Annotated in this window: 9 protein-coding genes; 3 read left to right on the forward strand and 6 right to left on the reverse strand. The window is 55.9% G+C overall.

All coding sequences use genetic code 11. The features are described 5' to 3' along the window. Window positions 1-148 precede the first annotated feature (148 nt). Window positions 149-1717, reverse strand: coding sequence for an ATP-binding protein (locus AUQ43_RS17230; RefSeq protein ID WP_062957543.1), 1569 nt, complete (start codon window positions 1715-1717; stop codon window positions 149-151). Beyond that, window positions 1714-2439 (reverse strand): response regulator, encoded by a 726-nt coding sequence (locus tag AUQ43_RS17235; protein ID WP_062957544.1) that lies wholly within the window; start codon window positions 2437-2439, stop codon window positions 1714-1716. The genes AUQ43_RS17230 and AUQ43_RS17235 overlap by 4 nt, the downstream gene beginning before the upstream one ends. Window positions 2440-2649: 210 nt before the next feature. Between AUQ43_RS17235 and AUQ43_RS17240 the strand changes: the two genes are divergently transcribed. Together AUQ43_RS17240 and AUQ43_RS17245 are read left to right on the forward strand one after the other, a co-directional pair. Further along, a complete protein-coding gene (locus AUQ43_RS17240; protein WP_062957545.1) occupies window positions 2650-3336 on the forward strand; it encodes a hypothetical protein in 687 nt (228 codons plus the stop codon). Between the two features lie 219 nt (window positions 3337-3555). Then, entirely contained in the window at window positions 3556-4008 is a 453-nt protein-coding gene (locus AUQ43_RS17245; RefSeq protein WP_062957546.1) for a GNAT family acetyltransferase, read from the forward strand. Between the two features lie 12 nt (window positions 4009-4020). On the opposite strand, the gene AUQ43_RS17250 is transcribed toward AUQ43_RS17245, so the two are convergent. Next, entirely contained in the window at window positions 4021-5808 is a 1788-nt protein-coding gene (locus AUQ43_RS17250) for a Na/Pi cotransporter family protein (RefSeq protein ID WP_062957547.1), read from the reverse strand. A 122-nt stretch (window positions 5809-5930) separates the two neighbouring features. On the opposite strand from AUQ43_RS17250, the gene AUQ43_RS17255 reads away from it, so the two are divergent. Next, window positions 5931-6200, forward strand: a complete 270-nt coding sequence (locus AUQ43_RS17255; RefSeq protein ID WP_062957548.1) for a TfoX/Sxy family DNA transformation protein — start codon at window positions 5931-5933, stop codon at window positions 6198-6200. 22 nt (window positions 6201-6222) lie between these two features. Here AUQ43_RS17255 and glpD read toward each other — a convergent pair whose 3' ends face one another. The 3 genes from glpD to AUQ43_RS17270 form a co-directional block, all read right to left on the reverse strand. Next, window positions 6223-7767: a glycerol-3-phosphate dehydrogenase gene (gene glpD / locus AUQ43_RS17260; RefSeq protein ID WP_062957549.1), complete on the reverse strand. Its 1545-nt coding sequence runs from the start codon at window positions 7765-7767 to the stop codon at window positions 6223-6225. A gap of 263 nt (window positions 7768-8030) precedes the next feature. Further along, window positions 8031-9965, reverse strand: a complete 1935-nt coding sequence (asnB, locus tag AUQ43_RS17265; protein WP_062957550.1) for an asparagine synthase (glutamine-hydrolyzing) — start codon at window positions 9963-9965, stop codon at window positions 8031-8033. 98 nt (window positions 9966-10063) lie between these two features. Then, on the reverse strand, window positions 10064-11965 hold the full coding sequence (locus tag AUQ43_RS17270) for a sigma-54-dependent Fis family transcriptional regulator (protein WP_062957551.1): 1902 nt from the start codon (window positions 11963-11965) through the stop codon (window positions 10064-10066). Between the last annotated feature and the right edge of the window lie 111 nt (window positions 11966-12076).

The following is a 12076-nucleotide window of genomic DNA, read 5'->3' on the forward strand; positions in this document are numbered from 1 at the left end:
CGCGATTTCGCAATTCTCGATTTGGCAAAGTAAAAATCCACGCAACAAATGACTATTGGTCACTTGTTTTGCAAGGCCTTTTTGTCAAAAAACTGTCGCACTGTGTCAGGAGAAAAATCTCAGGCCCTCGGACTGATCGAAATGACAGCTATTGTGGCTGTGCTGGTGGCAGGTAGATACGCGCCAGAAGCCCGCCTTTCTGCGATTCCTCAAGGTAAATCTCGCCACCATGGGCACGGATGGCTGTGCGCGCAATCGCCATTCCAAGTCCTATGCCCCCGGTGTCACGATTGCGTGACTCTTCAATCCTGAAGAACGGTTCAAACACCTGTTCACGCTGCTCGACGGGAATCCCCGGACCATCATCGGCAATTTCAATCCACAGACCGCCATCGTCGGCATCACGCACCGCGACCTCGACCGTGTGACCGAAATTCAGCGCATTCGCCACCAGATTGCCAAAGGCGCGTTTGATCGACAGGGGGCGGCAGGGATAAACGCGGGTAGCCCCCTGCCCGATGAATGTAATCGGGCGCCCGGTTTCTGCCAGATCCTCGACCGCGGATTCAACAAGCGCGGTCAGGTCGATCTTGCGCGTTTCCTCATTTGCGGTTTCTTCGCGGGCAAAAGTCATGGCCGCTTCGACCATCTGTTCCATTTCATCAAGTGTCTCGATGATGCGCGCACGATTTTCCGGGTCCTCAACAAACTCGGCCCGCAGACGCAGCGACGTGATCGGCGTACGCAGATCGTGCGAAATTGCCGCCAGCATCCGGGTGCGGTCCTCGACAAAGCGTTTGAGACGGGCTGTCATCCGGTTAAAGGCCTTTGTTGCGCGTCTGATTTCAATCGGGCCTGTTTCAGGCACCGGTTCGGGATAGTCCCCCCGCCCGACGCGATCAGCCGCACGGGTCAGCACATCCCATGACCGGGAAATCCGCCGTGCCAGGAAGAAGGCAATGACCGCGATAACAAGTCCCGACGCCAGAACCCGCAACAGGTTATCAAAGACAAACCATGGCGGGGGCATCACCCCACCAATCATTGCCTCAAGCCAGACATCGGGTTCGGTGCCGGTCGGCTCGCCATTCGTGCCGATCATATTGACCGGCACGACAAGACGCATCACCGGCGCGGTATGGCAATCAAACCGGTCAAGATAGCGCATCGACCACGGCGCCCGGCGATCATCATCACGGTGATGATGATCATCAACCCGCTTACCCTGATCGTCGTCTTCATCATCGTCATCAGGTCGCTGCGGGTAATTGCGTTCAAGATAATCTTCCTTGTCGCGGCGCAACGACTTGCGCTCGTCCCAGCAATCATCCTCGGACAGGATTTCAACCCGCGCCGGAATGCCGTTTTCAAGTGACAAGGCCTCGTTCAAACGGTGGGTCAGGCTGTCGGAGACAAAGCCATCCCCGGCCTGAAGATCGGTCTCAGGTACAAGGCGCAGGCGGTTTTGCGATGATTGCGCCACACGCAGCACATCAGCCCAGTTATCACGCGGTGTTGTCGTCAGGATGCGTGAAATCGCCGCCACACGGGACAGGGCATAGCCCCGTCGCTCAGATGCCACCGCATCGCGACGTTCCTCGGCCAGCATCACGCCCAGCACAATATGGGTCAGGATGATTGCGCCCAAAAGCAGACAGACAAGCTGCGCGGTCAGACTTTGCGGCCAAAGCCGTTTGATCAGGCGGCGCTTGGTCATTTCTCTGCCACCTCGCAGGTGAACATATAGCCCCCGCCCCAGACGGTTTTGATCAGGGCCGGGTTCTTGGCATCATGCTCGATCTTTTTGCGCAGACGGCTGACCTGATTATCAATGCTGCGATCAAACGGAATTGCTTCGCGTCCCTTGGTCAGATCAAGCAGCTGGTCGCGGTTAAGTACCATGTTCGGATGTTCAACAAAGGCACAGAGAAGGCCATATTCCCCGGCACTGAGCGGCACGACCACATCATTGGCATCGCGCAATTCATGGCGCGTGCGATCCAGAACCCAGCAATCAAAATGCACCTGCCCGCCCGGAAGCGGCCCCTTGCGCCCGACCGGAAGACTTTGGGCACGGCGCATCACCGCCTTGATCCGGGCCAGCAACTCGCGCGGATTAAACGGCTTGGCCAGATAGTCATCCGCCCCCATTTCAAGACCAATAATGCGATCGGTTTCCTCGCCAAGGGCAGTCAGCATCACGACCGGCACATCATAGTTTTCGCGCAGCCAGCGACACAGACTAAGCCCATCCTCACCCGGCATCATAAGATCGAGCACAACCAGGTCGGGGGCAATGTTGTCATTCATCAGTTTGCGCAGCTCGCGCCCGTCGGATGCCAGCGTCACACGATATTCATGCTGACGCAGATACCGCCCCAGAAGGTCACGGATATCACGATGGTCATCGACAACAAGAATGTGGGGCTGGTCGCTCATATGCGGTCCTGAAATCAAAACTCTTTGTTCAAACCAACCTAACGCGTTGGTCACGCCGGCAGAAACGGCAATTTGTATCAGATTGTCGCAAAGGGCCCATTTGGCAAATCTTGCGACCAATTTACCGGTTTTCCGGGATCATTTCACGACAATCATAGGCGATAACGGGCTTCAACACATTGATCCCCCACAAACCTGATGAGGTCCCCGATGAAACGCAAAAACACGCTTAAACTTGCCGCCGCCCTGATCGCCACCACCATGATCGCCACCCCGCTTGCTGCGACTTATGCATCACCGGGCGAACGTGACCATGGCGGCGAGTGGTCGATGTTTGGCGGCGGTCACGGTGATCGCGACCATATGCGCGGCGAACGCGGTGAATATCGCGAACACGGCAAGCATGGCAAAGGCGGCATGTTCCATGGCGAAGGCCGCCAGCGTGCTGTTCCGTTGACTGTCGATGAAGCCCGCACGCTGGTTGATGCGATGCTTCTGAAAATGGGTGAATCCACCCTTAAAACCGGTGAAGCCAAGGTCTCCGAACAAGCAGGCAAGATCGATGTTGTCTTGCTTAATGCCACCGGTGATGTGGTCACGGTTCTGAAATTTGATGAACAAACCGGCCGCATGGATCGCGGCACCCGCCATGACCTGCGCAAACTGATGGGCAAACCGAACAAGGATCAGGCATCGCGCTATGATCGCAAATTCACCGCCGATCAGATGACGCTTCTGGCCAACGCGATGGTGATCCGGTTTGGCAATGGCGAACTCAAATTGGGCGACATCAGCGAAACGCCGCGTGGCACCTTTAGCGCCACCATCACCAACCAAGCCGGTGACATTGTCCGCGAAATGGAACTAAGCAGCGTGACCGGCCGTCCGATCAGCTAAGTCATTCGTTTAACGTTAAAAATTGTCCCCACCCCGGTCCGGGGACCTCCCCCATCCCAACCGATACCCCGGACCCGCACCGCGCCCCAAGGCTCCCCTTGGGGCGTTTTGCGTTTTGACGTTTAATTTCATCGGCTTGCCGTGCGATTGGGTTTGACGGTCGCGCACAATCCAATCATTGTGACGTGCTTCTAAATATTGCCCCATGAAAAAAGCACCATGAAGACCAACTCCCCGAAGTCGCAACCCAGAACTGCCACCCTTTCTGACACCCCGGCATTAACAGCCCTTTGGCAGGAAACCGGGCTTTATCGTCCGTATAATCCGCCGCAATGGGATGTACGCTTTGCGCTTGAAAGTGACGAGGCCACCCTTTTCGTCTGGGAAGATAACAGTGATAACATTATCGGCTCCATCATGGCGGGTCATGACGGGCATCGTGGCTGGGTCTACTATATGGCTGTTGTGCCAAGTTTGCAGAAATCAGGGCTTGGTCGCCGCCTGATGGAAGTCGGGGAAAACTGGCTGCGTAATCAGGGTGTTTGGCGCATGCAATTGATGGTGCGTGCAGATAACCACGCGACACAGGATTTCTATCGTCATCTCGGGTACCGCGCCTGCGATGTCACGGTCATGCAAAAGGATATCGACACACCACCCGCGGATCGCTGATCTGTTCGCGAATTACATGGCGTCGGCAATTGTCGATGCCGCGTTCTGTTCATCCGGGGCGGGCTCTTCCTGATTTTTGATCGCGATTGTGGCATGTGCGATCCGGCGGGCGCGCTCGTACAGGCGGTTGATGCGCTCCACCATGGCGACCTCGATCCGGTAACGGCGAATATCAAGGTCACGCGGGCCGATCTCGTCACTGACCTTGCGCAGTGTGGCATCAAGCTTGGTGGCAAATTCACTCTTGCGGCCAAGCACGTGGTTGGCCGCCTCGATATCCTCGGCGGTAAAGGCGGTCATGGCCTGTTTCAGGCAGTCCTCGGCGATTTCGTATAGCTCTGCCATTTTCTGGCGGCTTTCATCTGATGGCATGTGGCGGATATCAAGCCATTCGCCGACCAGCTTGACCATTTCCTCGCTGATCAGATCACCAACCGCCTCAAGATGGTTGCTGACCGCAAGCTCGTTCTGCATGCGGTTAACGTCGCCCGCCAACAGTTCGGCCCGGCGCAACTTGGCGGCAAACAGCGCAATCGCATCCTGCAGGCTATCGATCCCGTCATCCAGCTCACCAAGCTTTTTAAGCTTCGGGCGTGTCGGATTGCGCAGGTTTTCCCGGCCAAGGCGCACCACATCAATCACCACATCCCCCATATGCACGACTTCACTCCGCAGCAAACTGAGTGCGGCGGCCGGAGCCACGGTCAGTTCGTGAATAACGTATTTCGGTTCCGGGTTGAGCCGCGGCTCTGCATCAATTTCTGCGGGGACGAGCTTTTCAATCAAACGCGCGATCCACGGCACAAAGCCGATCATCAGGATGACGTTGGCGACATTGAAGATCGTGTGAGCATTGGCGATTTCGCGCGCGATATCCGTCGTTTCTGGTGTGCGGCCAGTGGTGATAACCTCAACCAAACGCGCCAATTGATCGATGAAGGGCAACCAGATCAAAACCCCGACCACATTAAACAGGATATGTCCAAGGGCGGTTCGAAATGCATCGCGGTTCTTGCCAATCGTCACCAGAAGGGCCGTAACGCATGTGCCGATATTGGCCCCGAAAATAAGCGCGATCCCGCTTTCAAGGGGCACCAGCCCCTGCCCGGCAAGAACAATGACAATCCCCATGGTCGCGGCACTTGATTGCACCAGCGCAGTAAAAGCCGCCGCCACCAGCATGGCCAGAAACGGATTGCTCATCTGGCTCATAAGGTCAATGAACGGGGCATAGGTTCGCAGCGGTTCCATGGCATTGCTCATCATGCCCATGCCAAAGAACAGCATCCCCATACCCAGCACCGCCTTGCCGATCAGCGAAAAGCGTTTTCGATCGGCCAGCATCGTCATGGCAAAACCAATCGCAATGAAAAGCGGCGCGATGGCATCCACGCGAAAGGCAATGATCTGGGCTGTCAGTGTGCTGCCCATATTCGCACCCATGATCACGGCAATCGATTGGGCAAAGGGCATCAACCCGGCTGAGACGAACCCGACCACAAGCACGGTTGTAACGCTTGAGGATTGAACCAACCCGGTAATGACCGCACCCGATACCGCCGCCCACAGGCGATTGCGTGTCATGCCCGACAGCACCCGGCGCAACCTTGCCCCGGCAAGGGTTTTGAGCGCCCCGGCAAGATGATCCATCCCATACAGAAACAAGGCAAGCCCACCGACCAGACCGATCATCATCGACCAGGTTTCGAGCGCGACAACATCATCAGCGGCCCTTGCCACCGGTATGGTCAGAAGAAGCAGTACAATACTTGCAAGGATGGGTTTCAGGACTGCGGGCATCAGCGAACCAGTCGAGGTAGTCAGTTGAAAACAAACCGACCATAGCGCAGTTTATCAAGACTGTCAGGTGGCAGACGCATCATCGACAGGGAGAAGATTTATCGCGCGAAGGAAGAAATGACATGCGTAATATTGGCCCGACCTCTTCGCGGGAACTCAGCGAAATCGGGATTGAAAACCGTGATCAGTTGCGCGCACTCGGCATTGAAGAGACCACACGCCGATTGCTGTTTCGCTTTGGCAGCGAAAAGAAAATCAGCCTGAATTATCTTTATGCGCTTGAAGGGGCGATCCATGATCGCGACTGGCGCGATATCACGCCTGCGCGCAAGCAGGAACTCAGGTCCCTGCTTGAAAGATTGCGCCGCGAACTGTCCAACCATCAAGCCTGACAGTTCGCGTGCATGAGATGACTTATTCAGCCGCAACCGATTTATGGTCGCGGTTTTCCTGTGCAAGACGTTCGCCAAGATCGGCAACCTGATCGCCAGACAGACGCAGACCAAGCTTGGAACGACGCCAGATCAGGTCATTGATGTCGTGCACCCATTCGTTATCAATCAGATAGCGAACCTCTGCCTCATAAAGGTCATGGCCATAACATTTGCCAAGATCACGAACACCCTTGGCATTGCCAATGATCTGTTCGATCCGCGTACCATAAGCACGCAGGAGACGTTTGAGCATTACCGCGTCCATCCAGTCATAGCGTGCAGCATAGGATGCAAAGGCCGCCTCATAGGATGCATTGGGGAAATCCCCACCCGGCAATGATGCCCCCGCCGTCCAGGGGGTATCCTTGGCACCCAGTTCCCTTGAGATGATCTGAAGCGCATGTTCGGCAAGCTTGCGATAGGTGGTGATTTTACCGCCAAACACATGAAGTGCCGGGGCCTGATGACCATTGGCTTCGAGTTTCAGGGTGTAATCACGCGATACCTTGGAGGCGTTTGCTTCCGCGCCTTCACCGGCATAAAGCGGCCGCACCCCGGAATAGGTCCAGACGACATCATCAGATGCGATCGGCTTTTTGAAATAGCCGCTGGCAAGCTTGCAAAGATAATCGATTTCGTCCTGATCAATCTTGACCGTGGACGGGTCGCCCTTGAAATCGACATCCGTGGTGCCGATCAGGGTGAAGTCATCCTGATAGGGAATGGCAAAGACAATGCGGCCATCGCCGTTCTGGAAGATATAGCAGAAATCATGGTCAAACATCTTGGGCACGACAATATGGCTGCCCTTGACTAGGCGGATATTGGCCCTGGTATCGGATTTGACGACACCGTTTTCAGGATTGATCAGATCGGCACACCACGGCCCGGCGGCATTGATCAGCATGCGACCTGACACAGAGCGGTTTTCGCCTGTTTCCTGATCGCGCAGCGTCACGTTCCAACCATCATCTGACCGGCTCGCCCCGACACATTCGGTACGGGTCAAAATCTCGGCCCCCATGTCCTTCGCGTCCATCGCGTTCAGGACCACAAGCCGCGCATCATCAACCCAACAATCGGAATAGACAAAGCCCTTTGTCATCTCGTCACGCAGGGGCGCACCGGATACGTGCTTGGCGAATGAAATGCCCTCGGACGCCGGAAGCTTTTTGCGCCCGCCAAGATGATCATAAAGGAACAATCCAAGACGGATCATCCATGCCGGACGCAGATCCTTGCGGTGCGGCAGCACAAAGCGCAGCGGCCAGATGATATGCGGCGCATTATCCAACAAGACTTCGCGTTCGGTCAGCGCTTCGCGCACCAGACGGAACTCGTAATGTTCAAGATAACGCAAGCCTCCATGGATCAGCTTGGTGCTGGCAGATGACGTGGCACTGGCCAGATCATCCTTTTCACACAGCAACACGCGAAGGCCCCGGCCCGCCGCATCGCGGGCGATCCCGGCGCCGTTAATGCCGCCGCCGATAATGATCAGATCATAGTTTGAAGTGCCAGCCATGGGGGCCTCTCATCGCAGAAGGAAAACTCTTTGATGAGAAAAATAGTTCATTTTCGAAAATTTTCAAGTTTCGAATTGTGACATTTATTCGACACAGCCATGCGGCAAACGCACGCACATACGTTAGATATCGCAAATAAACACCGAACACCGACAAACAAGAAAACGTTCATTCGTGAACGAAAATGAAAACCCCGCCTGAATGTCAGACGGGGTCATGAAAGATCAAATGCGCCGAAAATCCCGGGAACAGGGCTGTTCGATCAGGTCAGCCAGCGTTGCTGCCAGTCAGACAGCATGGCAATGGTCCAAAGCTGATGCCCCCAATTGCGCTTGCCCGACATATGTTCCTTACGAAGCTTTTCGATCTGGCGGCGATCCAGACCGAAGTCGGCATAAAGCGCTTCATTGGCCAGATGGTCCCCCATCCATTCATTGAGCGGCCCACGCAGCCATTGCGCCAACGGCACACCAAAGCCGGTTTTTGGCCGGTCAATCATTTCGCGCGGAACATATTTATAGAGGATCTGGCGCAGGGCGTATTTGCCGACCGATCCATTCATCTTGAGCCGTGCTGGCAAACGCCAGCCAAACTCGATCACGCGGTGATCAATGAAGGGCACGCGCACTTCAAGCGAATTGGCCATCGATGCCCGATCCACCTTGGTCAGAACATCATCGACCATATACATCATCGTATCCATGGCTTGCATGGAGGAGACATAATCCAGATGACGGTTGCGACAGAACTTCTCGCCCGGCACGCGGAATTTCTTGGTCGATGCGTGCTTGCCGCGCAGCTTGTCAGGATCAAACAGCGAAATCAGCGCATGATAGCGATCAATATCATCGCGGATCGCCAGAAGTGGCGCGGCCTTGTGGATTTTATCGCCAATCGCGCTGGTCGATTTCTTGCCCGGCATCAGGCCAACAAGCTTGTCCCAATATTCGGGCGAAAGCATGGTAAGCCCGCGCGAAACAAGCCCGCTTCCAAATGGAATGCTGCCAGCCGCGGCGCTTAACTGCTTGGCCCACAAATAGCGGTTATAGCCGCCAAAGGTTTCATCACCGCCATCGCCAGAAAGGGCGACGGTGACGTGCTTACGCGTCAGGGCAGAGATCAGATAGGTCGGAATGGCTGAACTGTCAAAGAACGGCTCGTCATAGGTTTCCGAAAGCTTCGGCACCAGATCAAGCGCATCCTTGGGCGTGACATAAAGTTCGGTATGATCGGTTTTAAGGTGCCTGGCGACTTCACCGGCGAAGGCGGCCTCGTTAAAGGCCTCGTCCTCAAAGCCGACGGAAAATGTTTTGACCGGCCGGTCTGAAACAGACTGCATCAGTGCAACGACGGTTGATGAATCAATCCCGCCCGAGAGGAACGCGCCCAACGGCACATCGGCCACCATCCGGCGTTGAACCGCATCGCGCAGCAGATCTTCGAGCGCGTCAATCGCACTTTGATCATCACCGCTCCAGGCATGCGTCTGCCCGTTAAGCACCGCATCCTCGACCGACCAATATCCGGTCTCGGTCGCCTGATCATGTGATGAAATTTCAAGAATATGGCCGGGTTTCAGCATCTTGGCATGGGCATAGATCGAAAGCCCGGATGGCACATAGCCAAAGCGCAAATAGGCATCAAGTCCGGTCTGGTTGACCTCGCGCGAGATCGCGTCACCTGCCAGCAATCCCTTCACCTCGGACGCAAAGCCGATATGGCCGTCATAGCGCGACCAGTAAAGCGGCTTGATCCCCAGCCGGTCACGTACAAGGAACAGCTTCTTTTTCTGCCGATCCCACAGGGCGATGGCAAACATGCCAATCAGGCGCTTGATGGTATCGCGCAGGCCCCAATGGGCTATGCATTCAAGGATGACTTCGGTATCGGAATGGCCGCGCCAGGTAATGTTGGCGGAGGCCAGCTTTTCGCGCAGTTCCGGGGCGTTATAGATTTCGCCGTTATAGACCATGACATAACGGCCATTGGCGGAATGCATCGGCTGCTTGCCGGCATCAGAAAGATCAATAATGGCAAGGCGGCGCTGCCCAAGGGCCAGTCCGCCTTCATCATCCACCCAGACATCACCGCCATCCGGCCCGCGGTGATACAGCGCATCATTCATGCGCGATACACGATCACCCAAGCCCGTTGCATCAGCTTGTTCAGACAGCCATAGACCGGCAATTCCACACATGAAAATATCCTGTAAAGCCCTGCCGTTACTTAAAACAATAACGGTGTGCCCTACAATGAAAACATTCGCAAAATCGGTCTAAAGCCCTTTTTGACCAATCAGCGCCGTTCAATCCCAAGGCGCGCCATCCGGCGATATAACGTGTTGCGCCCGATACCAAGCGCCTTGGCGGTGTTGCTGATATGCCATTGGTGATCACGAAGCAGCTGACGCAGCGCATCGGCCTCGGCGCGCTCCATGGTTTGGCGCGGCGATGGTGTTTCATTGGTCTGTGTCGCGTGGAAATCGTCGGGCAGATGATGACGTTCAATCACGCCGTCTTCGGCAAAGACCGCGGCATATTGCAAAACATTGATCAATTCGCGGACATTGCCCGGCCAGCCATGACGGGTCAAAAGAGAAAGAACATCGTCTTCGCACTGAACATAGTCGTCTGACAAAACCGTCAGAAGCCGCCCGATCAGATCGACAAGATCGCTTCGTTCGCGCAAAGGCGGCACGGCAAGGCGCGCGCCCTTGATGCGATACAAAAGGTCTTCACGGAATTTCCCCTCGGCCACCGCCGCGTTAAGGTCAACATTGCTGGCACAGATCAGGCGGAAATCGACCGGTACCGATTTCGTGCTGCCAAGCGGCTCGACCGTGCGGCTTTCAAGAACACGCAGCAAACGCCCCTGTGCAGCCAGCGGCATGTCGCCGATTTCATCAAGAAACAGCGTGCCGCCATTGGCCTCGCGGATGCGGCCACCAAACCCGTCGCGTGCAGACCCGGTAAAGGCACCACCGGCATGACCGAACAATTCGTTTTCAATCAAACCTTCGGGCAAGGCGGCACAGTTGATCGCAACAAACGTCTTTGACTTGCCAAGGGTGGCATTATGAATATGACGGGCCAGATATTCCTTGCCGCTGCCGGTTTCACCCGACATCAGAACATTGATGTCCTTGGCGTGCAGACGCGTACCGATTTCGAAAATGCGCCGAAGGGCTGCGTCCTTGTCGGGGATGTCGGCAGCGGAACGCGCAGGCAGCGATGGGGCCTTGCGCGCAACCGGGGTCGAACGACCGACATAGCGGCGACGCATACGCTGGGGAATGGTGACACTGCCAAACAAAACCCCGCCACCTGAGATATTAAGCGGCGTTGCCGATGCCCCCTGCCCCTCCGGCGTTGCCAGCTTGGCGACAAGGTTTTCAACATCCATCTCGAACATTTCGGAAATGTCGGTGGAATTGTTGGCCGCAGACAGAATACGCCGCGCGGTCGAGGTCGCCCCGCTGATTGTGCCGTCAGACGCAATTGAAATCATCGCATCGCGGGTAGAACCGACATGCCGCGCATCGGGATGCAGGTGCAAGATCACATCCCCGGCGCGTTCATCAAAGAACAGGATACGCTCAAGCGCATCGGCATAATCGGCCACCATGCCGCGCACACGCAGGCAATCGGGACGTTTGATATCTTCGCGCACGGCTGACACATCCAGCACCGAACACACCTTGCCATCGGGATCAAACACCGGGGCCGCGGTGCAGGTCAGAACCGAATGCTGGGCAAGAAAATGTTCGTCCTTGTGGATGGTGATCGGTTGCCCTTCGACAATACAGGTGCCAATGCCATTGGTGCCTTCGCGCTCCTCGCTCCAGACCGCACCGGGCAGAAGCCCGTTGGTGCGAAATGACGGCAACAGGGAATGTGCGGCGACACTGTCAAGGATCACGCCACTATTGTCGGTCAGAAACACCGCATAGCCCGATGCATCAATCTTGCGATAAAGGGTACGCACCAGATCGTGGGCATGGTGGTAAAGCCGCCCGTTGCGATCACGCAATTGCCGGGTCTGGCTTTCGGGTATGACTTCGGGACGGCGCAAGGTGTCATGAGCCAGGCCAAAGCGTTCTTCACACCTTTGCCAGCTTTCAAGCACCGCACGATTTTGCGCCCCACCGCTGAGCTGAAGGGCTGCTTCTATCCGTCCGCCGGGAAGGTTTCCTGACATAGACGCTATCTCCCTTGTGTCGGTGTTTTGGCCCGGATTTTCCGGTGCGTGGCTTTTGCCACAGCCGATCACAGCATCAATCGTAGCACACTTGAACCACCCCACGCCAAA

The sequence above is a fragment of the Thalassospira sp. MCCC 1A01148 genome (genome assembly GCF_001613795.1).
GTDB lineage: Bacteria > Pseudomonadota > Alphaproteobacteria > Rhodospirillales > Thalassospiraceae > Thalassospira.

Bases quoted from the DNA above. Each gene is read 5' to 3' on its own strand.
- AUQ43_RS17255 (WP_062957548.1), top strand. From the start codon at position 5,931: ATGCGTAATATTGGCCCGACCTCTTCGCGGGAACTCAGCGAAATCGGG.
- AUQ43_RS17240 (WP_062957545.1), top strand. From the start codon at position 2,650: ATGAAACGCAAAAACACGCTTAAACTTGCCGCCGCCCTGATCGCCACC.
- AUQ43_RS17245 (WP_062957546.1), top strand. From the start codon at position 3,556: ATGAAGACCAACTCCCCGAAGTCGCAACCCAGAACTGCCACCCTTTCT.
- AUQ43_RS17235 (WP_062957544.1), bottom strand. From the start codon at position 2,439: ATGAGCGACCAGCCCCACATTCTTGTTGTCGATGACCATCGTGATATC.
- asnB (WP_062957550.1), bottom strand. From the start codon at position 9,965: ATGTGTGGAATTGCCGGTCTATGGCTGTCTGAACAAGCTGATGCAACG.
- AUQ43_RS17230 (WP_062957543.1), bottom strand. From the start codon at position 1,717: ATGACCAAGCGCCGCCTGATCAAACGGCTTTGGCCGCAAAGTCTGACC.
- glpD (WP_062957549.1), bottom strand. From the start codon at position 7,767: ATGGCTGGCACTTCAAACTATGATCTGATCATTATCGGCGGCGGCATT.
- AUQ43_RS17250 (WP_062957547.1), bottom strand. From the start codon at position 5,808: ATGCCCGCAGTCCTGAAACCCATCCTTGCAAGTATTGTACTGCTTCTT.
- AUQ43_RS17270 (WP_062957551.1), bottom strand. From the start codon at position 11,965: ATGTCAGGAAACCTTCCCGGCGGACGGATAGAAGCAGCCCTTCAGCTC.